The organism is Clostridium sp. 1001271B_151109_B4, assembly GCF_015670405.1.
In the GTDB taxonomy this organism is placed as follows: Bacteria; Bacillota; Clostridia; order Clostridiales; family Clostridiaceae; genus Clostridium.
In genome coordinates, this window is sequence record NZ_JADPBQ010000015.1 from 1 (window position 1) to 22,520 (window position 22,520).

Consider the following 22,520-nt stretch of genomic DNA (forward strand, 5'->3'; position numbering starts at 1 on the left):
GGTGAACGTAGTTCAGTTGGTAGAGCGCCAGTTTGTGGCACTGGTTGTCGTGGGTTCGAGTCCCATCGTTCACCCCATTTAGGGATATCGCCAAGCGGTAAGGCACCACACTTTGACTGTGGTATTCGTAGGTTCGAATCCTGCTATCCCTGCCATATTTGGTTTACTAGCTCAGTCGGTAGAGCACTTGACTTTTAATCAAGGTGTCCGGGGTTCGATTCCCCGGTAAGCCACCAAAGCAACTAAGAATTTTCTTAGTTGCTTTTTTTTGTTGTTAAATATTACAAAAAATATTGTTAAATATTACAAAAATATTGTGAGATGAAACAAAATTATTAAATACTACAGAAATCATAAAGAGATTAGTATAAAATTTATATGAAAATAATAAGGATAGGTGAGTTTATGATACGGGTTGAGAATTTAAGCAAAGAATTTAAAAGTAATAAAAAATATCCAGGGTTTAAAGGTGCTATTAAATCATTTTTTTCTACAGAGTATATAACTAAAAGAGCTGTGGATGACATTAGTTTTGAAATAAATGATGGGGAGATAGTTGGATATATTGGAGCAAATGGAGCAGGAAAATCAACAACTATAAAAATGATGACTGGTATTTTAACACCTACAAATGGAAGGGTTTTTGTTAATGGCCTAGTACCTTATGAAAATAGAGAGGAAAATGCGAAAAATATTGGAGTTGTTTTTGGACAAAAGACTCAGCTATGGTGGGATCTTCCTATATCTGAGACTTTTTCATTATTAAAGGATATATATGATGTAAGTGATGAGGATTTTGAAGAGAGAATGAAATTCTTAAAGGGAGTTTTAGGATTAGAGGAATTCTTTTTAAGTCCAGTTAGAACTTTATCTTTAGGTCAGAGAATGAGGGCAGATTTGGCAGCTGCACTTATACATAATCCAAAGGTAATATATCTTGATGAACCTACAATAGGATTAGATGTAGTTGTAAAAGAAAATGTTCGTAAAGCAATAAAAGAAATCAATTTTAAATATGGTACAACTATTATATTGACTACTCATGATTTAGATGATATTGAGGAACTTTGTAATAGGATTATTATTATTGATAAAGGTAAGAAAATATATGATGGAGAGATTAAAGGGGTTAAGGAGGAGTATGGATATTTAGCAACAGTAGAAATACAAGTAAAAGAGGAAATTTCTTTAGAAAACTTAAATATTTTTGATGATATATGTGAAGATAAAGATTTTAAAATAGATTTTAAAGAAAGTAAATTATATATTACATTTAATATAAATAAGATATCTTCTTCAGAGATAATAAGTAGAGTAATTAAAAATTTAACTGTAGTAGACTTTGCTATTAAAGAAACAAGTATAGAGGACATTGTAAAGAAAATGTATAAAAATGAGGTGTAATCGATGTTTGAATTGAAGAAATATAGGACTTATATCCCCTTTACTAGGAATGTTTTTCAAAGATTAATATCCTATAAAGCTAATGTACTTTTCTTTATGTTTGGCGATTTGCTTATGTTAGCTGTAACATACTATTTATGGAAAGCTATTTATGAAAGTAGTAGTGAAAGTATATTAAATGGATTTGGATTTAATGAAATGATAATTTATATTTTTATATCATTTATTACTTCAGTTATGATAAGTGTTGATATTAGTCATGATATTTCAAGTGAAGTTAAGGATGGATCTATTGCAATAAATTTAGTTAGACCGCTGAATTATGAAAAAAGAATGTTATTTCAAGGATTAGGGAATGTACTATATAATTTTATTATAATTTTTATAATTACATTTTCTATAACTACAATTTTATATTATAAATTTTTTGGCTATTTAAGTGTTGTAAGAATATTATTATATTTTTTAAGTGTTATTATAGGGATATTTATTAACTTTTACTTTAGTTATATATTTGGACTTATTGCTTTTAAAATAACAAATATGTGGGGGTTGTCACAAATAATGCAAGCCGTAGTCAATTTATTGTCAGGTATGTTAATTCCAATAGCATTTTTCCCTAAATGGGCGCAGGGAATAATTAATTTATTACCATTTAGTTCATCGATTTATACTCCGACAATGATTTATTTAGGAAAGATTAGGGGAGTAGATATTTTAATTGCATTAGGATTACAGATATTTTGGGTAATAGTACTTATGATAATTTCTAAGAAAATGTGGAAGGCTTTGATTAAAAATTTAACTATTTTAGGAGGTTAAGATGTATGAGGAAGTATTGCAAATTATATAAAAAGTTTTTACAACAATATATCAAGACCTTGATAGAGTATAGAGCGGATTTTATTTTAGGACTTATAGGTTTTTTATTTGTACAATCTATAGGTGTTATTTTTATAGGGTTAATATTTAATAATATACCATCATTAAAGGGATGGAGTTTTTATGAAATATTATTTATATATGGTTTTGCTCAAATTCCTAGAGGAATAGATCATGTATTTACGGATCAGCTTTGGATATTTAGTTGGCAAACAATAGTTGAAGGTAAATTTGATAAGTATTTAGTAAGGCCATTAAATCCCTTATTTCAAGTTATAGTGGAGAAATTTCAACCAGATGGATTTGGTGAGATAATTATAGGAAGTATTCTTTTGATATTTTCATGGATTAAATTAGGTGTTGAGGTTACTGCTATAAAGATAATATCATTAGTCATTGTTATTATATTTGCGAGTTTTATTTATACAGCTATAAAACTTGCTGTTGCATCTATAGCATTTTGGGTTAAATTTGCACAAAGTTATCTTTTTATGGTGTATCAATTAAGTGGATTTGTTAAATATCCAATAACTATTTATCCAGCATGGATTAGGAGGATATTAACATTTATAATTCCTTTTGCATTTACAGGATATTTTCCTAGTGCATATTTACTAGGAAAAGAAAGTTTCGTTTCAGGAGTTTTGATGACTTGTATTATAGGTATTGTTAGTTTGTTAGTAGCTTATAGAATATGGTTGATAGGTATTAGTAGATATGAAAGTAGTGGAAGCTAAAATATAAGAAATATACAAAAAGGTTATATTAATATTTATTTAATATAATCTTTTTTTGTATTTAAAATACCATAACTTTTACTTGTGGTTTTAGAAAGTTTTTAGATTGGCGTAAAAATAATAGAAGCAAATACATGAAAAAATTATATGCATATAATTTTTAGTATATCATGTAAATTAAGAGTTTCACAGTTCGAGTGTATACGTTAACAAATATTTCTACAGTGTTACTGATTAATGAATTTGAAATCGATATGATATAGATAAATTCTCTAAAGAACCGATTGGAAAAAGGTGGTTATAAAAATTTTAAATGGTAATTATGATAAACTTCGATTGTTAATTTAATAACGAAAGTAGTATAGTGAGATTGTAGATAAAAATTTTTATAATCTTAAAATATAGTGTCGGAGGAATAGATATGGGATATAAATTGTTATCAAATGAAGTAAATAATTTATTTGAAGAATTAAAAAAGGAGTATATGATATATGCACCAAAAAGATTCTTAAAACAAGGCAGATATTCAGATACAGATATAATTAAGTATGGTGAAGTTAATTCTTTTCAAGAAATTGTTTATAAAGAAAAATCGACATATCCAGCAAAAGAATTAATTACACCAATTAATCAAACGTTATACTTTTTTACTGAAGATGAATTTAGAGAAAGTAAAAATCCATATGGTGATAAAAAAATATTAATATTTGCAAGACCTTGTGATATAAATGCACAAAAAAGACAAGATAAAATTTACTTAGAAAATGGTGGATTTGAAGACGTCTTTTATAAAAGAATTAGAGAAAAGGTTAAGTTTGTCTGTATAGAGTGTGTTGAAGGATTTGATACTTGTTTTTGTACAACAATGGGAAGTAACAAAACAGATGATTATAGCTTAGCTGTGAGATTTGATGAAAATTCAGCATTATTTAACATTAATGATAACGAGTTTGATAAGTATTTCACAGATTGTGCTAAAGAAGAATTTGAACTTAAATTTATAGAGAAGAATATGGCAGAGGTTAATCTTCCAGAAATAGAAAGTAAGGAAGTATTAAATAAATTAAAAGAACATTCAGTATGGAAAGAGTATGATAAAAGATGTATTCAATGTGGAAGCTGTACTGTAGCTTGTCCAACATGTTCTTGCTATACAACTAGAGATATAATTTACAATGAAAATGCTAATGTTGGAGAAAGAAAAAGAGTACAGGCATCTTGCCATATTGATGGGTTTGATGAAATGGCAGGAGGACACAAATTTAGAACTACTGCTGGCGATAAAATGAGATATAAGGTATTACATAAAATACATGATTATAAAGAACAATTTGGAGATAATCACATGTGTGTAGGTTGTGGAAGATGTACAGATAGATGTCCAGAACATATTTCTATTACAGCAACTATAAACAAAGTAGATAAGGCAGTTAAAGAAATTGTTGGAGGTAAAAATTAATGAGCAATATATTAACACCAAAAGCATATAAAATTATTGATATAAGAAAAGAAAGTAATTTAGAATATACATTTAAAGTTGAAACTGATATTAAAGTTGAACATGGACAGTTTTTACAATTATCAATTCCTAAAGTTGGAGAAGCTCCGATATCAGTTAGTGGGTTTGGTGATGGATATTTAGAGTTTACTATTCGTTCAGTAGGAAAAGTAACAGAGAAAATTTTCACTTTACAACCAGGAGATACATTATTTTTAAGAGGTTCTTATGGTAAGGGATGGCCAGTTGAAAAATTAAAAGATAAAAATGTAATTATAGTAGCAGGAGGAACAGGGGTTGCTCCAGTAAGAAGTATGATAAATATGTTTTTTAATGATGAAACATATACAAAAAGTGTTAATTTAATATGTGGTTTTAAAGATGAAAACTCAGTTCTTTTTAAAGATGAACTAGCATTATGGAAAGAAAAATTTGATACTATATATACATTAGATAAAGGTGAAAAAGAAGGATTTGAAAGTGGATTAGTTACAACACATTTATCTAAGTTACCATTCGAAAAATTTGGAGATAATTATGAAGTAATAATAGTAGGGCCACCAATGATGATGAAATTTACATCTTTAGAATTTGTAAAGTTAGGAGTTCCAGAAGATAAAATATATGTTTCTTTTGAAAGAAAAATGTCTTGTGCAGTAGGAAAATGTGGACATTGTAGAGTAGATGAAACTTATGTTTGTCTAGAAGGTCCTGTATTTAATTATACTAAAGCAAAGAATTTATTAGATTAGGAGGAATTATATTATGAATCACGATATAGATATAAAGAAGACTAGAATAAATTGTTTCCGTCAATCAAAAGTTCCTGGAGAATTTATGTTACAAATGCGTATTCCAGGGGGAACAATAAATGCAAAATACTTAAGTGATGTAGAACATATAGCATTAACTTGGGGGAATGGAACTTTCCACATGGGAATGAGACAAACTTTTAATGTTCCAGGAATAAAATATGAAAATATAGAATCAGTTAATGAATATATTAAAGAATATATTAAAGAAGTAGAAGTTGATGAATGTAATTGTAATATGCCTATAGATGATAAGGGATATCCTACAATAGGTGCTAGAAATATAATGGCATGTATAGGGAATACACATTGTATAAAAGGAAATATAAATACTAAGGAATTAGCAACAAAGGTAGAAAACTTAATATTCCCATCACATTATCATATTAAGGTATCAATTGCAGGTTGTCCTAATGACTGTGGTAAGGCTCACTTCCAAGATTTTGGGGTAATTGGTCAAGCTAGAATGGAATACCATAAGGAAAGATGTATTGGATGTGGAGCTTGTGTAAAAGCATGTGATCATCATGCAACAAGAGTATTAAGTTTAAATGAAAATGGATTAGTAGATAAAGACCCATGTTGTTGCGTAGGATGTGGTGAATGTGTATTAGCATGTCCAACAAGTGCATGGACACGTAGTCCTAAAAAGTTCTATAGAATAGTTATAGGTGGTAGAACTGGTAAACAAAATCCTAGAATGGGTAAAACATTTGTTAACTTTGCAAGTGAAGAAACGGTTCTTGGAATATTTGCAAATTGGCAAAAGTTCTCAGCTTGGGCGTTAGATTATAAACCGGAATATTTACATGGTGGACATTTAATAGATAGAGCTGGATATAATAAGTTTAAAGAAATTATTTTAGATGGTGTTGAGCTTAATAAAGAAGCGTTAGTTGCAGAAAATATATATTGGGCAGAAACAGAGTATAGATCTAATATAAACGTTAAAGCTATAAGCAAGCATAAATCAATAAGTACAACTAGACCTATTAAAGATAATTAAATATAAAAATAGATAAAAATAGTAGCATGATAAAATATTTAATTTACAACTATTAAATATTATAAAGTGCTACTATTTATTTTACTAAAAATTTATAATATAATGATTTTAATATTATAAATGAGAGGTATTAAGTATGAAGGTAACAATAAAGGATGTGGCAAGAGAAGCACAAGTGGCAACGTCTACAGTTTCTAGGGTCTTGGCAAATAGCGCAAAAATAAGCGAAGAAACTAAGGAAAAGGTAAATGAAGCTATAAAAAAATTAAATTATACGCCTAGTATAGTGGCAAGAGGATTAGCTAATAATAGAACTAAAATATTAGCTGTTCTATTGACGGGTGGAGCAGAGGTTTCATTTGAAAACCCATTTTTTGTACAAGCAATGAAGGGAATTAGTATGTATGCAGAAAAAGAGGATTATTATATTATGTATGCATTTAAAGATAAAAAAGCTGATGAAGAGGAATGGGTAAGGAAAGTAACAGAAGGCAACCTTGTAGATGGGTTATGTCTTTTTAATGTAAAAGAGAATGATATTACTATTAATTATTTAAAGGAAAAACAATTTCCTTTTGTTGTAATAGGTAGACCGGAACAAATAGAAGGTGTTTTGTGGGTTGATAATGATAATTTTGCAGCTGTATATAATTTAACTCAAAAGTTAATTGAAAGAGGAAATAAAACAATTGCATTTATTGGTGCTAAACCGGATATAAATGTTTCAAAAGATAGATTAAATGGATACAAACAAGCCATGTATAGCAGAAATATGGAAATTAATAATGATTTAATACTTGAAATGAAAAGTTTTACTGAAGAAGAAGGGTATATTGCAACGCATAGGATTCTAGAGAAAAATAAAGTTAATGCTATTATTGCCGCAGATGATTTATTAGGTTTTGGGGTACAACGAGCAATAGAAGAATTAGGTTATAATGATATATCTGTTGTTGGATTTAATAATATTCCTTTAGCTCAATATAAAAATCCACCCTTAGCTTCAGTAGATATAAATTCTGAAAAATTGGGGAGATATGCAATAAAGTTAATTATAGATAAGTTGGAGAACAGAGAAAATAAAGGTTATCATGTTATAGAAACAAATTTAATAGAGAGAGAATCTTTGAAGTAAATATATAAATTGTGCAACCGATTGCATTAATGGAAGAAAAAAAGAGATAATTGAATGTAATCGTAAAATTTGAAAAAATTTGGCTGTAATTAGTGTTGTAAACAATTTCTGAAAATGTTATATTAAATTCAGGAAATATAAAACAAACAAATAAAGATAAGCTAAAAGGCTTTTCTATAAAGCATGTACAGTTATGAAACTGTACATATTATTTAAATGATTGTGCAACCGATTGCATAAATTAGGGGTGGAAATATGGAAAGAGTTTGGTGGAAAGAAGCAGTTGGGTATCAAATATATCCAAGAAGTTTTAAAGATTCTAATGGTGATGGAATTGGGGATTTAAAGGGAATAACATCGAAGTTAGATTATTTAAAGAATTTGGGGATTGATGTTATTTGGATATGTCCTATGTATAAGTCTCCAAATGATGATAATGGATATGATATTAGTGATTATCAAGATATTATGGACGATTTTGGTGATATGAACGATTTTGATGAATTGCTTAAAGAAGCACATGATAGAGAGATGAAAGTGATAATTGATTTAGTTGTAAACCATACAAGTGATGAACATAAATGGTTTATAGAATCAAAGTCATCAAAAGATAATCCAAAAAGAGATTGGTATATTTGGAGAGCTGGAAAAGATAATAAAGAGCCTAATAATTGGGAAAGTATTTTTAAAGGATCTGCATGGGAGTTTGATAAAAATACAGAAGAGTATTTCTTGCATTTGTTTACTAAGAAACAACCTGATTTAAATTGGGATAATAAAGAAGTAAGAGAAGCTATTTATTCAATGATAAATTGGTGGTTAGATAAAGGGATTGATGGATTCAGAGTAGATGCAATAAGTCATATTAAAAAAGAAGACGGTTTAGGGGATATGCCAAATCCTAAAGGATTAAAATATGTAGAATCATTTGATAAACACATGAATGTTTCTGGAATTCATAAATATTTAAAAGAGCTTAAGGAAAGAACTTTCGATAATTATGACATTATGACTGTAGGAGAAGCTAATGGAGTAGAAGCAGAAGAAGCAGATTTGTGGGTGGGAGAAAGAGAGGGAAAATTCAATATGATATTCCAATTCGAGCACTTACATTTATGGGGAGCTGAAAGTGAAAATAATTTTAGTGTTAGAAATTACAAGAAAGTATTAACGAAATGGCAAAAAGCTTTATATGGAAAAGGGTGGAATGCATTATACATAGAAAATCATGATATTCCAAGAGTTACATCGACTTGGGGGAATGATCAAGAGTATTTAAAAGAATGTGCAACTGCTTTTGCGCTTATGTATTTTATGCAACAAGGAACGCCTTTTATTTACCAAGGACAAGAAATAGGAATGACAAATGTAAAATTTGATTCTATTTATGATTATAACGATGTTAAGGGAATAAATATCTATAAGGAAAAGGTAGAACAAGGATTAAGTAATGAAGAAGCATTAAAATATGTATGGGCAGTATCAAGAGATAATTCTCGTACGCCAATGCAGTGGGATAGTAGTGAAAATTCAGGCTTTACTAGTGGAAAGCCATGGATCAATATAAATAAGAATTATAAATATATAAATGTAGAAGATCAATTAAAAGATGAAAATTCAATTTTAAATTTCTATAAAAAAATGATTAACATAAGAAAAGAAAATAAAACTCTTATATATGGAAGCTATGAGTTAATATTAGAAGATCATGAAAAAATATATGCTTATACGAGAATAATGGGAGAAGAGAGGTTTGTAATAATAGTTAATTTATCTCATGATAATGTTACGTATTCTTATAATATTGACCTTAGTAGTGATGGATTATTATTAAGCAATTATATTGTTGAAAAACATGGTTTAGAAACTGAATTTGATTTAAGACCATATGAAGCAAGAATTTATAAGGTTATAAAATAAAAAAATATATTTAATAATTAAAATATTTGCAGTAAAGTGAATTGCAAATGGAAAAAAGGGGAATTAAAATGGGTAAAACAAAGAAAAAGGGTAAATTATTATCATTTGATTTTTGGCAAAAGTTTGGAAAGGCTTTATTAGTAGTTATAGCTGTTATGCCGGCAGCAGGATTAATGATTACTTTTGGTAAGCTTCTAGGAATGTATTTTGAAGCTGATATAATACAAGCTATATCTAGGATTATGGATAATATAGGATGGGGGATTATTGGAAATCTCCATATATTATTTGCAGTTGCAATAGGTGGATCATGGGCTAAAGAAAGAGCGGGGGGAGCTTTTGCAGGGTTATTATCATTTGTGTTAATTAATCGTATTACAGGGGCAATTTTTGGTGTAAGTACAGAAATGTTATCTGATAGTACAGCAACAGTTAAGTCTTTACTAGGTGCAACATTAACAGTTCCAGATTACTTTACAAGTATTTTAGGATCACCAGCACTTAATATGGGTGTATTTATAGGTATTATTTCAGGTTTCTTAGGGGCAACGTTATTTAATAAATACTATAATTACAATAAATTGCCACAAGCCTTAAGCTTTTTTAATGGTAAGAGATTTGTTCCTTTTGTTGTTATTTTATGGTCAACAGTTGCAGCATTAGTTTTATCAGTAGTTTGGCCTTTTGCACAAGGCGCATTAAATAACTTTGGTATTTGGCTTGCAAATTCAAAAGATACAGCACCAGTTTTAGCGCCATTTATATATGGAACACTAGAACGTTTATTACTTCCATTTGGGTTGCATCATATGCTTACTATTCCAGTTAACTATACTGAATTAGGTGGGGTATATACTTCATTAACTGGAGCAGCTGCTGGAACAGTAATTGCTGGGCAAGACCCTTTATGGTTTGCGTGGATAACAGATTTAATTAACTTTAAATCAGCAGGAAATATGACAGAGTACAATAATTTGTTAGCTACAGTAGTGCCAGCAAGATTTAAAGCAGGTCAAGTAATTTTATCAACAGCATCATTATTAGGGGTTGCGTTTGCAATGTATAGAAATGTTGATGCAGATAAAAAGAAAAAATATAAGTCTATGTTTATATCTATAGGATTAGCAGTATTTTTAACAGGTGTAAGTGAACCAATAGAATTCTTATTTATGTTTATATCACCAATACTTTATGTAGTTTATGCAATACTTGCAGGTTTAGCATTTGCATTAGCAGATATAATAAATTTAAGAGTTCATGCATTTGGAGCAATTGAACTTATAACGCGTATACCAATGCTTGTTAATGCAGGATTAGTTGGAGATGTTATAAACTTTATAATTGCATGTTTAGCATTCTTTGGACTTAATTTTGGAGTATTTAATTTCTGTATTAAAAAGTTTAAAATACCTACTCCAGGACGTTTAGGAAACTATGATGAAGAAAAAGGTAGTGAAGAAGTTAAAGAAGTAGCTGTAGATAAAATAATATCTAATGATACATTAGCTATAAAAATAATTTCTTTATTAGGAGAAAAGGAAAATATTGAGGATGTAGATGCTTGTATGACAAGATTAAGAGTTACTGTAAAAGATATTGCAAAAGTAGCAGAAGAAAAAGAGTGGAAGAAAAATGGTGCTTTAGGATTAATATTAAAAGATAGTGGAGTGCAAGCAATATATGGTCCAAAGGCAGATGTGTTAAAGTCTGATATTCAAGATATAATAGGAGTATAATATGAAACTTTTAACTTTAAATTGTCATTCATGGCAAGAAGATGATCAAATTGAAAAAATTAGATATTTAGCTAAAGTAATAAAAGAAAAACAATATGATGTTATAGCTCTTCAAGAGGTTAGTCAAAGTATAAATTCGAAATTATTACATGCTATGATAAAAGAGGATAATTTTGTACAGTTATTAATTCAAGAGTTAAATAAAATTGATGAAAATAAATATAACTTTATATGGGATTACTCTCATATAGGTTATGATATATATGAAGAAGGAGTAGCAATATTAACTAAACATGAAATAAAAGATACTAAAGCCTTTTATATTTCTAAAAGTGATAATAAAAAAAATTATCGAAGTAGAAAAATTTTAAGTATTACAGTTAATGTTGAAGGTAATGATGTTGATTTTTATAGTTGTCATACAGGATGGTGGAATGATGATATAGAACCTTTCAAATATCATGCTGATATGCTTATTGAAAATATAAATAATGATAGAATGGCCTTTGTTATGGGTGATTTTAACAATAATGCATATGTAAGAAATGAGGGTTATGATTATTTAATAGAATTAGGATTAAAAGATACTTATGTAATGGCTAATGAGAAAGATAATGGTGTTACAGTAAGAGGTAAAATTGCAGGGTGGGAAATGCAAGAAGAAGACAAAAGATTAGATTTAATACTTACAAATAGAGAGATAAAGGTTTTAGAGTCTAAAGTTATATTTAATGGAGTGAATAAAGATATTATTTCAGATCACTATGGGGTAGAAGTTTTAGTATAAATGTGAGTATGATATTCTTTTATAGTTGTAAATAAAAGTTATTATCAATATAAAGAAAAAGGAAGATAGTGTAAATATTATACAATATTTACACTATCTAATTTTATTAACTTATTTTTTTGTGGAGTTAGTTATTTCATTCCTTGTTCGTATTGTTCAACCATTCTCTTAACCATTTCTCCACCAACACTTCCGCATTGTTTAGAAGTTAAGCTTCCGTTGTAGTCTGTGAAAGGAACACCCATTTCGCTTGCTACTTCATTCTTAAATTTTGATAATCCGTTTTTTGCTTCTGGTACTAACTTTTGAGCCATAAAAGACCCTCCTTTAAATAAATTAATATTTATTTTCCTTTGTAAGTAATCACTTTTACTTACACTAGTATTATGTGTAGAAGTAATTTATATAATCTATAAAAGTAAAGGAATTAGAGGGATAAAATAATATATTAACCGATATATGGAAAATGGATTTTACAAAGAAAATTAAATGCACACTTCGATAAATATTTTATCAAAATGTGCATTTAAAAATAGTTAGTTTCTTTTTAATTTAAGCATTGTAACGACTATTGGAATTGTTATTAGTGCTGAAGCGATAGCTTCAGGAATTCCATTTGTCAATCCAGTGGTAAGTAAAGTACCAGCAACAGCTTCTCTTGAAATCTCTCTAGCTTGTGCATATTTATCAAGATATAGAATATAAGTTAATCCTAACACACCAATTGTATTAGTTAATGTACCTAAAACCGCAGCTATCCCAACACAAACTCCTGTATTTTTGATTTTGTTTTTAAATAGTTTAAATGAATAATAAGCTACAATACCAATTAACATTCTTGGAATTAAGGCTACAATGGGATTCCAGAATATAAAAGAAGTTAAGCCGGGAGCAGTAATATTTTGATACATTGAAAATAATCCAAAAATCAAACCTACTGATATTCCAACAACTGGGCCTTCTAATAATGCCCCTATAATTACTGGAATATGCATAATAGTAAGACTGAATATTGGTAAACGTATTAATCCTAATCCGCTTACACCAAGGAATATTGAAATTCCACCTAGAGCTCCTATGAGAACAAGTCTTCTAGTCTTAGAGCTAGAATTTTTTTTATTTTTCATCTATCTCTCTCCTAATTTATTATTGAAATTTTATAACTATATCCAAACATTAATTTAATATAAAGTAATAAATTATTCAAGTATTATTAGTAATATAAATAAATAAAATGCTGAATAATGAAATAAAATGTTGAATAGCATAGGAAATGTAGTATATTATGAAAGTGTAAAGTAATTATACAAGGAGATGAAGAAAATGAGATTATTTAGTATTAAAGATTTAAATTTTAATGAAGAGGACTTTTTAGATAATATAAATGAATATGAAGATATAATTCCTATAATTGAAGAACTACAAAATTCTTTAAATTATGATGAAATTGAATGTGTTGGTGAAAATGAATGTTGTAATAAAACTAATAAAAATTATATAGTAGAAATTCAGGGATTCATAAATGAAAATGATGAATTTATAACTAAGGAAGAGCTTGAGAGTAATGCTATAATGGTACAAGAGGGAATAATGGACTTATTCGTAATAAGATTATATAAGTGCGTTGATTGTGGAAAATGGATTATAGATATTTTGGAGTAGTATTAAATGACTAAAATAAATATTATATTTAAGGATATAGTCAAGAAATGTAAAGTTTATATAGAAAATAAAATAAGTGATGTAAAAAATATAAAAGAATTAGGAATAATAGAAGTGGTAAATAGAACTAAGCTCATTAGTATTTCATTAATTTCTTTTATAATAATTTTGGGATTTATATTATTCAATGCAATAAATATAAGTAAAGAGGAAATGTTAAATAATTTAAAAAAATCATTACTAACAGAAAATAGCTCTAAGATTGCTAAAATTATAAGAGTAAAAGATGAAAAAGTAGCTAAAAATGATTTTAATCCTCTCATTAGGTATTATAGTGGAAATGAAGATAAAATTAAAAAATTGATAAATGAATTGCGAAAAAGTGGCGAGTATGCAAATTTTAAAATAAAAAGTAAACAAGGATTATTTTATAAAAAGTATTATATTGATTTAGATACTGTTGAAATTGAATTTGCTACAGATATTAATAATGTAAAAGTTGAATTTGAGGATAAAAAGTTTAACTTGCAGGATTTTGCTGAGTTTGATGTTATTCCTGGTATTTATGAGGTTAAATACACTTATGAAACAGAATATGGTGATATTTCTAATGAAATTAATATAAGCATATTTGAAGATAAAAAGTTCGAACTTAATATTGATGGGAATTATGTTACTTTATATTCTAATTTTGAGGATGCAAAAGTATTAATAAATAATCAAGATACAGGTTTGTTATCAAATGATATTAAAAACTTTGGGCCTATACCTAAGGGGAAAGATATAGTAATTAAATTACAGAGAGAATTTCCTTGGGGAATTATAGAGAGTGATGAAGAAAATATAAGTAATCAGGAATATATTAAGCTAGATATAAACATGGTAAATGATGAGTTGATGAATATCATAAGTAAAGATATTAATAAGTTTTATGAATCTGCATTTGAAAGTTTAAATAAAAGAAATAAGGAAAATATACTTAATTGTACCGATGGGGTTAAAGATTTAGTATATAATTATATAAACGAAAAAACATTACTATTTTCTAATAACTATGAAATTACAGATATGAATGTAGAAATTGAAAAAAGTGATTTTAAATATGAAGATAGTACTTATAAGGCAAGTGTTGTAACAAAGGTGAATTATAATATTTACAAGAAATTATTACCATTTTTAAAAACACCTAATGAAAGTTCATTTATATTAGCATTAGAATATATTAATGATAATTTTAGAATAACTGGAATACAGAAGATTGAAATAGAGTGAAGTTTTAAATCGAATGATTATAATATGGGGGAGATATGAAGTTTAAAAACAAAATTATTTATGCAGTATTAATTATATTGTTAGTTAATACAAATTATGTTTTTGCTGAAAAAAGTGATTCAATTAAAAATGAGATAGAAGATAATAAAAGTAAAATTGAAAGTTTAAAAGATGAAAAATACAATTTAAATAATGAAATTCAAGATAAAAAAGATGAAATTAACGACTTAGAGGATAATATTACTGAAAAGGAAAATGAATTATATGCACTTCAACTTGAAATAAGTGAATATCAAAAACAAATAGATAATATGCAAAGTGAAATTTCTGAGCTGATTAATTCTATAAATGAAAGCAAATTAGAGGTTGAAAATAAAGAAAACTATATTATAGAACTGAAAGAGGAAGAGAGTAGAATTAAAGAATTATTAGACGCGCGAGTTAGAAGTGTTTATAAAGTTGATTTATCAAAACAATATATTTACATGTTAATTAGAAGTAAGAATATATTTGAAATTTTTCAAAATTTAGACAACATAAATCAAATAATAAATTTTGATAAAAAACTAATTAAGAGCTATAAGGAAAATCAACAAATTATTTCAGATGAAATTGCACAAATAGAACTTAAAATTACAGAGCAAGAAGAAGCTCAAGCAGTAATAGAAGACAAGCAAAGTGGTATAATAGAAGTCAAAAATAAAGTTGTTGCAATTCAAAAGGAAGAGGAAAGTAAGAAAAATGAACTTTTAGCAATTCAACGAGAAAAGCAAAATAATATTGTTGCTTTAGAAAATGATAGTGAAAAGATTAATAGTGAAATAGCAGAGTTAGAGTCACATAATGAAGAATTAGAAGCAGAACTTGATAGGATAATAAATAATGTTAGCGGTAGTAATGGGAGTAATGACGTAGATAATAACCTACAAACGGAAAGTGGTTTTTTAAGACCTATCTCTGGTAGAATTACTAGTTATTATGGTTATAGGATAAATCCAGTTACTGGAGAATATAAATTGCATAAAGGTATAGATTATGCTGGGAATTATGGAGATCCTATTAAAGCATCTAAAAGTGGAGTAGTTGAATATTCAGGATGGATTACTGGCTATGGAAATACAATTATTTTAGGACATGGGAATGGGGTACAAACATTATATCCCCATGCACAAACTTTAGAGGTTGATTATGGTGATACAGTTAAGCAAGGTGATGTTATTGCTACTGTAGGTTCAACTGGAAATAGTACAGGCCCCCATTTGCATTTCGAAATAAGAATCAATGGAGAAGCAGTTGATCCATTAAATTACATACCATATTAAAAAGCTGTATCTTTAATGATACAGCTTTTTGAATAATTAAATATAATAAAGAAAATAATACTTAGGTAGTTTTTAGTTTATAAAAATTAAAATAAAAAAACCTGTGCAAAATGCACAGGTTAAGGGATTACAATCACTTAAGAAAGGGAATAAGTGATTGTGTGGGGTTTTATTAAAACTCTATAATTTGTTAAATTATAGAGCGGTATGGGCTTTATTTAATAAATATTCTATCAAATACTATAGTTATATTATACAATATAATTTAATAAAATCAAATAATATTTACAAAAAAAGTTGAATTTTTTTTTAATGTGTATAAATCTAGAAGAAAATAGATGATAAAATTAAATAAAATAGCAGTTATAAGGAGGAATAAAAATGAAAAAAAGAGAAAATGTGCTTAAGAATACTCCGGATTATGAACCTTATTCAGAAAATGAAGTTAGATTGAGTATTAAGGAGATGAGGGAGATGGGGCTTATTAAATGCGGTGGTTGCTGTAATAATGGGCAAGGAGGATGCGGTAATGTGAAAAGCTGTAATAAAAAATGTTATAATAAAAATAGAAAAGTAAACTAGAATGTCGAATTCTAAGGAAGAAAAGTTTGGAAAAAAATGATTATAATAGAATTTTAAAAGTTGAATACTATTAATGCAAAAAAATAATATTAATTCTTTGAATATATATTTAAAGAAAGGGATAGTATTTATTAATGAAATTGCGTAGGAATAAATACAGTGTAGTTTTACAGAAAAGTATAAATATATAAAAGTATAAATATATATTAGTGAGAATAATTTATTTAAGAATGTCTTGAAAGAACATATTATAATTGGTAAAATATATCGTAATTAATTGATTTTTTGGTTAAGAATAATAGATTGCTTAGATAGGAAAAGAAGCGCTGATTATGAATATATACAGAGAAAAATTTTAGTATATTGTATGTAATGAGTAAAATATTAGATGTTTTTTGCTTTTTATGAACAAACATTTGAAAAAATTAGCTTTAATATGTTATAATGAGCTAGTTGTATTAATCAAACAAGAGATACTTTTTTAGGAGGAATATACAATGGAAGCTAAAATGGAAAGAATCGACGTAAATGTCGTTAAATTTGAAGTAAAGGTTGAGGCTAATAAATTCAATGAAGCTTTAACAAGAGCTTATAAGAAAAATGTTAAGAATTTTAATGTGCCAGGATTTAGAAAAGGTAAAGTTCCAATGAACGTAGTTAAGCAATATTATGGAGTTGGAGTTCTTTTAGAAGATGCAGTTAATTTTGCAATCGATGGATCTTATAGTGAAGTATTAAAAGAAAATAACATAATACCAGTTGATTATCCAAAAGTAGATGTAGTAGAAGTTGGAGAAGGGAAAGACTTCATATATACTGCAGAAGTAACTGTTTATCCAGAAGTTGAATTAGGTGAATATAAAGGATTATCAGTAGAAAAGAAAACTTACGAAGTAACTGAAGAAGAAGTTGCTAAGAAGCTTAAAGAAATGCAAGAAAAGAATGCAAGAGTTGAATCTAAAGAAGAAGGAACAGTTGAAAATGGAAATATAGCTGTTATTGATTTCAAAGGATTTGTTGATGGTGAAGCATTCCAAGGTGGAGAAGGTCATGATTACTCTTTAGAAATTGGTTCTAAAACTTTCATAGATACATTCGAAGAACAATTAGTTGGAGCTAAAGTAAATGATACAGTTGAGGTAAATGTTACTTTCCCAGAAAACTATGGTAAGGAAGAATTAAATGGTAAGCCAGCTAAATTCGAAGTTACTATTAAAGAAATAAAAGTAAAAGAATTACCAGAATTAGATGACGAATTTGCTAAAGAAACTTCTGAATTTGATACAATAGCTGATTTAAAGGCTGATATTACTACTAAATTAGAAGCAACAAACACTGAAAGAGCTGATAGAGAGTTCGAAGAAGCGGTAATTAATGCTGTTGCAGAAAATGCAAAAGTTGAAATTCCAGCTGTTATGATAGAAAAAGAAGTAGATAAAATGGTTCAAAACTTAGAACAAAGATTACAATATCAAGGTTTAAATTTAGAACAATACTTCCAATTCACTGGAACTGATGAAGAAAAAATGAGAGAATATATGAGAGAAAATGCAGCTACTAAAGTAAAAGTTGATTTAGTTTTAGAAGCTGTAGAAAAGGCTGAAAATATAGAAGCTACTGAAGAAGAAATAAAAGAAAAAGCTATAGAAGTTGCTAAAATGTATTCTGCATCAGAAGATGATAAAATGGTGGAATTATTAATGCAAAGCCAACAAGCAGCATTAAGATCTGATGTAATCACAAATAAAGCAATAAAGTTCTTATTAGAAAATAATAAATAGTCCTAATTTAATTGCCAGAAGAAATTCTGGCAATTATTCAAATATTTCTTTAACAAAATAAAGTAAATTTTATATAATTTTAATATAATTACTTTTGATTAGTTGGATATATTAAAAGTAAGAAGGGTTTTAAAGAGAAAAGGAGGGAATGAAGTATGAGCAATTATATTCCATACGTTGTTGAACAAACAGGAAGAGGAGAAAGGTCTTATGATATTTTTTCAAGACTTTTAAAGGATAGAATCATAATGCTTAGCGGTGAGGTAAATGATGTAACTGCTAATCTTATAGTAGCTCAATTATTATTCTTAGAAAGTGAGGACCCAGATAAAGATATATATCTTTACATAAATAGTCCAGGAGGGTCAATTACTTCAGGAATGGCTATTTATGATACTATGCAATATATTAAATGTGACGTAAGCACTATTTGTATTGGTATGGCAGCGTCAATGGGAGCATTCTTATTATCTAGTGGTACTCAAGGTAAGAGATACGCTCTTCCTAATAGTGAAATTATGATACATCAGCCTTTAGGGGGATTCCAAGGCCAAGCAACTGATATTGATATTCATGCAAAGAGAATATTAAAGATAAAAGAAACATTAACAAGAACTATGGCTGAATCTACTAATGGGAAAGTTGATTATGAAACTATGGTTCAAATGTGTGAAAGAGATAACTTCATGAGTGCTGATGAAGCGTTAAAAATTGGATTAATTGATGAAGTAATAGTAAAAAATAAAAAATAATTATTTTTGGCAATTTCATGCCAAAGTGAGGTGAGGTTATGGCTAAATTTGAAGATAAAAAGCAATTAAAGTGTTCATTTTGTGGTAAAAATCAAGATCAAGTAAAAAGATTAATTGCTGGGCCAGGAGTATATATTTGTGATGAATGTATAGATTTATGCTCAGATATAATTCAAGATGAATTTGAAGATAATGTAGAGTTAGATACTACAGCTCTTCCTAAACCAAATGAAATAAAAGAATATTTAGATCAATATGTTATTGGGCAAGATAGAGCAAAAAAAGCACTATCTGTAGCAGTTTATAACCATTATAAAAGAGTGAAAGCAAATACGTATGATGATGATATAGAACTTCAAAAAAGTAATATATTATTATTAGGACCTACTGGTTCTGGTAAAACACTTTTAGCTCAAACATTAGCTAAGTTCTTAAATGTTCCATTTGCAATAGCAGATGCTACTACATTAACTGAGGCAGGGTATGTAGGAGAAGATGTAGAGAACATTTTATTAAAGCTAATACAAAATGCTGATTATGATGTTGAAAAAGCTGAAAAGGGTATAGTATATATTGATGAAATTGATAAGATTGCTAGAAAATCTGAAAACCCATCCATAACTAGAGATGTATCTGGTGAAGGGGTTCAACAAGCATTATTAAAAATATTAGAGGGGACAACAGCTTCTGTACCACCTCAAGGTGGAAGAAAGCATCCGCATCAAGAATTTATCCAAATTAACACATCAAATATTTTATTTATTTGTGGTGGAGCTTTTGATGGAATTGATAAGATTATTCAAAAGAGAACAAGAGTTAGCACTATGGGATTTGGAGCTGAAATTCAATCAAAAGAAGCAAAAGATGTTGGAGAATTATTAAAAAATGTTCTTCCGGAGGATTTATTGAAGTTTGGTTTAATTCCTGAATTTGTAGGAAGATTACCAATGGTAGTTTCTCTAGAATCATTAGATCAAAATGCATTAATTAATATTTTAAGTCAACCTAAAAATGCATTAGTAAAACAATATAATAAATTATTTGAGTTGGATAATGTAGAGTTAGAGTTCACTGAAGATGCACTTAAAGCTATTGCAGATGAAGCTATAGCGAGAAAAACAGGTGCTAGAGGATTAAGAGCTATTGTTGAAGATATAATGATTGATGTAATGTTTGATGTGCCATCAGACGAAAATATAAGTAAGGTTATTATAACTGAAGATTCAATAAAATCTAAAAAATTACCAGAATTAATTAGATTAGGTGAAAACGAAGTTAGGCCTATTTTAAAATCTAAAAAAACTAAAAAAAGAAAAGGTATGGAAACAGCCTAAAAAAATCACCTCTAGATTTCTAGAGGTGATTTTTATTTTGAGATTTATCCTAAATATAGAAAAAATAATACTTATTACTATATACTATGGAATAATAGAACTATTATAGGTTAATAATAGAAATAGAGTTTATGAAAAGGGAGGATATGAGTTCATGAGTGAAATAATGATTGTTTTACAAACTATAATGATGGTTCTATTTATTATTTATTTATTTAATAGTAATAAAGCTAATCGTTCTAGAAATGTTGTGGTTGATAAGGAAAATAAAAAGGAAATGGAAAAACTTTTGAAGATGAAAAGGATAAAGCTTTCAGAACCTTTGACTGAAAAAAGTAGACCCACTTCATTTGATGATATTATTGGTCAGGAGGATGGTATTAAGGCACTGAAGGCAGCTATATGTGGACCTAATCCTCAACATGTTATAATTTATGGACCACCTGGGATAGGCAAGACTGCAGCTGCAAGATTAGTATTGGAAGAGGCTAAGAAAAAGAAAGCTTCACCATTTAAAGAAAATGCTAAATTTGTGGAGATTGATGCTACTACAATTAGATTTGATGAACGTGGAATCGCAGATCCACTAATAGGATCGGTGCATGACCCTATTTATCAAGGGGCAGGCGCTTTAGGAGTAGCAGGTATACCACAGCCTAAACCTGGTGCAGTTACAAAAGCTCATGGAGGAATATTATTTATTGATGAAATTGGTGAATTGCAGCCTATCGAAATGAACAAATTGCTTAAAGTTTTAGAGGATAGAAAGGTATTTTTGGATAGTTCTTATTATAGCTCTGAAGATCCAAATATGCCAACTTATATTAAAGAAATATTTGATAATGGATTGCCAGCTGATTTTAGATTAATTGGAGCAACAACACGTAGTCCTGATGAAATAATTCCAGCTATTAGATCGAGATGTGTTGAGGTGTTTTTTAGAGGTTTGCAACCAGAGGAAATAAGGGAAATAGCTAAAAAAGCAATTATGAAAGTAGGATTGAGTACTTCAGAGAAGGGGTTAGATCTTATAAGCAGATTTTGTAATAATGGAAGAGAAGTAGTTAATTTAATTCAATTATGTTCTGGAATTGCTATTAATGAAGAAAGAGATAATATTACTGAGGATGATATTAAATGGGTAATAGAAAATGGTCAATATACAGAAATACAAGAAAAGAAAATTTTAGATAGGCCAGAAGTTGGGGTGGTGAATGGATTAGCTGTACATGGAGCTAATATTGGAATGCTTATGGAAATAGAAGCAACAGCAAAAAAGGTAGAAGGTAGAGAAGGGGAATTAAAGATTTCTGGTATTATTGAAGAAGAAGAAATTACTATGAGTAATAGGAAAGTTAAGAGAAAAAGCACAGCATTTTCTTCCATACAAAATGTATTAACTGCTTTGAATAATATATATAATTTAAACTGTGATAAATATGATATACATATTAATATTCCTGGTGGTATACCGGTAGATGGACCGTCAGCAGGTATAGCCATTGCAACGGCGGTATATAGTGCTATATTAGAATTACCGGTAGATAACAGAGTTGCAATGACAGGTGAAATTGGTCTTTTGGGTATGGTTAATCCTATAGGTGGTGTTAATGCAAAAATACTAGCAGCTCAAAAAGCAGGTGCAAATAGAGTTATAATACCATCTGGTAATTGGAATGAATCATTTTTAGACTATGAAGGAATTGATATAATTAAAGTTTCTAATATAAAAGAAGTATTAGAATTGTGTATATTAAATAATGATAAAACAAAAATTGATATTCTTTCAGCAAAAGCAAAAGAGTTATAAAAATGTTAAATGACAAATGCTGATTATAGGTATTTGTCATTTATTTTTTTATAGAAGCTTCAATATAGATAAATTAATATAGGAATTA

Annotated in this window: 20 protein-coding genes and 3 tRNA genes; 21 read left to right on the forward strand and 2 right to left on the reverse strand. The window is 28.2% G+C overall.

The features are described from left to right. The first annotated feature begins 1 nt into the window (after nucleotide 1). The 13 genes from I4V63_RS10895 (at nucleotide 2) to I4V63_RS10955 (ending at nucleotide 11,917) form a co-directional block, all read left to right on the forward strand. A tRNA-His gene (locus I4V63_RS10895) sits at nucleotides 2-77 on the forward strand. A gap of 3 nt (nucleotides 78-80) precedes the next feature. Next, nucleotides 81-155 (forward strand) — tRNA-Gln (locus I4V63_RS10900). Between the two features lie 5 nt (nucleotides 156-160). Further along, a tRNA-Lys gene (locus tag I4V63_RS10905) sits at nucleotides 161-236 on the forward strand. Nucleotides 237-405: 169 nt separating this feature from the next. Beyond that, a complete protein-coding gene (locus I4V63_RS10910; protein WP_196001284.1) occupies nucleotides 406-1,404 on the forward strand; it encodes an ATP-binding cassette domain-containing protein in 999 nt (332 codons plus the stop codon). Between the two features lie 114 nt (nucleotides 1,405-1,518). Further along, nucleotides 1,519-2,226 carry an ABC-2 family transporter protein gene (locus tag I4V63_RS10915; protein WP_243280489.1) on the forward strand — a complete coding sequence of 236 codons (708 nt, stop codon included), beginning with the start codon at nucleotides 1,519-1,521 and terminating at the stop codon, nucleotides 2,224-2,226. 5 nt (nucleotides 2,227-2,231) lie between these two features. Further along, entirely contained in the window at nucleotides 2,232-3,023 is a 792-nt protein-coding gene (locus I4V63_RS10920) for an ABC-2 family transporter protein (RefSeq protein ID WP_196001286.1), read from the forward strand. A gap of 421 nt (nucleotides 3,024-3,444) precedes the next feature. Further along, nucleotides 3,445-4,482: an anaerobic sulfite reductase subunit AsrA gene (gene asrA / locus I4V63_RS10925; protein WP_196001287.1), complete on the forward strand. Its 1,038-nt coding sequence runs from the start codon at nucleotides 3,445-3,447 to the stop codon at nucleotides 4,480-4,482. Beyond that, on the forward strand, nucleotides 4,482-5,273 hold the full coding sequence (gene asrB, locus I4V63_RS10930; protein WP_196001288.1) for an anaerobic sulfite reductase subunit AsrB: 792 nt from the start codon (nucleotides 4,482-4,484) through the stop codon (nucleotides 5,271-5,273). Before asrA ends, asrB begins: the two co-directional genes overlap by 1 nt. Nucleotides 5,274-5,286: 13 nt before the next feature. Then, complete coding sequence (gene asrC / locus I4V63_RS10935; RefSeq protein ID WP_196001289.1) at nucleotides 5,287-6,339, forward strand: sulfite reductase subunit C; 1,053 nt, start codon at nucleotides 5,287-5,289, stop codon at nucleotides 6,337-6,339. A 136-nt stretch (nucleotides 6,340-6,475) separates the two neighbouring features. Then, a complete protein-coding gene (locus I4V63_RS10940) occupies nucleotides 6,476-7,474 on the forward strand; it encodes a LacI family DNA-binding transcriptional regulator (RefSeq protein WP_196001290.1) in 999 nt (332 codons plus the stop codon). A gap of 255 nt (nucleotides 7,475-7,729) precedes the next feature. Further along, nucleotides 7,730-9,394, forward strand: coding sequence for an alpha-glucosidase (locus I4V63_RS10945; protein WP_196001291.1), 1,665 nt, complete (start codon nucleotides 7,730-7,732; stop codon nucleotides 9,392-9,394). Between the two features lie 68 nt (nucleotides 9,395-9,462). After that, nucleotides 9,463-11,130, forward strand: a complete 1,668-nt coding sequence (locus tag I4V63_RS10950) for a PTS transporter subunit IIBC (protein ID WP_196001292.1) — start codon at nucleotides 9,463-9,465, stop codon at nucleotides 11,128-11,130. 1 nt (nucleotide 11,131) lies between these two features. Then, a complete protein-coding gene (locus tag I4V63_RS10955; RefSeq protein WP_196001293.1) occupies nucleotides 11,132-11,917 on the forward strand; it encodes an endonuclease/exonuclease/phosphatase family protein in 786 nt (261 codons plus the stop codon). A gap of 131 nt (nucleotides 11,918-12,048) precedes the next feature. Here the strand turns inward: I4V63_RS10955 and I4V63_RS10960 are convergent, their stop codons facing one another. Together I4V63_RS10960 and I4V63_RS10965 are read right to left on the reverse strand one after the other, a co-directional pair. After that, nucleotides 12,049-12,231 carry an alpha/beta-type small acid-soluble spore protein gene (locus I4V63_RS10960; RefSeq protein WP_196001294.1) on the reverse strand — a complete coding sequence of 61 codons (183 nt, stop codon included), beginning with the start codon at nucleotides 12,229-12,231 and terminating at the stop codon, nucleotides 12,049-12,051. A gap of 222 nt (nucleotides 12,232-12,453) precedes the next feature. Beyond that, nucleotides 12,454-13,044 (reverse strand): ECF transporter S component, encoded by a 591-nt coding sequence (locus I4V63_RS10965; RefSeq protein WP_196001295.1) that lies wholly within the window; start codon nucleotides 13,042-13,044, stop codon nucleotides 12,454-12,456. Nucleotides 13,045-13,231: 187 nt separating this feature from the next. On the opposite strand from I4V63_RS10965, the gene I4V63_RS10970 reads away from it, so the two are divergent. The 8 genes from I4V63_RS10970 to lonB all read left to right on the forward strand — a co-directional run bounded on the left by I4V63_RS10970 (nucleotide 13,232) and on the right by lonB (nucleotide 22,432). Further along, the gene (locus I4V63_RS10970; protein ID WP_196001296.1) at nucleotides 13,232-13,579 is read left to right on the forward strand and encodes a hypothetical protein; all 348 of its coding nucleotides are present in this window, start codon (nucleotides 13,232-13,234) and stop codon (nucleotides 13,577-13,579) included. 6 nt (nucleotides 13,580-13,585) lie between these two features. Next, nucleotides 13,586-14,851, forward strand: a complete 1,266-nt coding sequence (locus I4V63_RS10975; protein ID WP_196001297.1) for a hypothetical protein — start codon at nucleotides 13,586-13,588, stop codon at nucleotides 14,849-14,851. Nucleotides 14,852-14,886: 35 nt separating this feature from the next. Continuing rightward, nucleotides 14,887-16,173, forward strand: a complete 1,287-nt coding sequence (locus tag I4V63_RS10980; RefSeq protein WP_196001298.1) for a M23 family metallopeptidase — start codon at nucleotides 14,887-14,889, stop codon at nucleotides 16,171-16,173. 381 nt (nucleotides 16,174-16,554) lie between these two features. Next, on the forward strand, nucleotides 16,555-16,755 hold the full coding sequence (locus tag I4V63_RS10985) for a hypothetical protein (RefSeq protein WP_196001299.1): 201 nt from the start codon (nucleotides 16,555-16,557) through the stop codon (nucleotides 16,753-16,755). Between the two features lie 497 nt (nucleotides 16,756-17,252). After that, nucleotides 17,253-18,536 carry a trigger factor gene (tig, locus tag I4V63_RS10990; RefSeq protein WP_196001300.1) on the forward strand — a complete coding sequence of 428 codons (1,284 nt, stop codon included), beginning with the start codon at nucleotides 17,253-17,255 and terminating at the stop codon, nucleotides 18,534-18,536. A gap of 155 nt (nucleotides 18,537-18,691) precedes the next feature. Beyond that, nucleotides 18,692-19,288: an ATP-dependent Clp endopeptidase proteolytic subunit ClpP gene (clpP, locus tag I4V63_RS10995; RefSeq protein ID WP_196001301.1), complete on the forward strand. Its 597-nt coding sequence runs from the start codon at nucleotides 18,692-18,694 to the stop codon at nucleotides 19,286-19,288. Nucleotides 19,289-19,326: 38 nt separating this feature from the next. Then, nucleotides 19,327-20,622 carry an ATP-dependent protease ATP-binding subunit ClpX gene (gene clpX / locus I4V63_RS11000; protein ID WP_196001302.1) on the forward strand — a complete coding sequence of 432 codons (1,296 nt, stop codon included), beginning with the start codon at nucleotides 19,327-19,329 and terminating at the stop codon, nucleotides 20,620-20,622. Nucleotides 20,623-20,776: 154 nt separating this feature from the next. After that, complete coding sequence (gene lonB / locus I4V63_RS11005; protein ID WP_196001303.1) at nucleotides 20,777-22,432, forward strand: ATP-dependent protease LonB; 1,656 nt, start codon at nucleotides 20,777-20,779, stop codon at nucleotides 22,430-22,432. The last annotated feature ends 88 nt before the right edge of the window (nucleotides 22,433-22,520 follow it).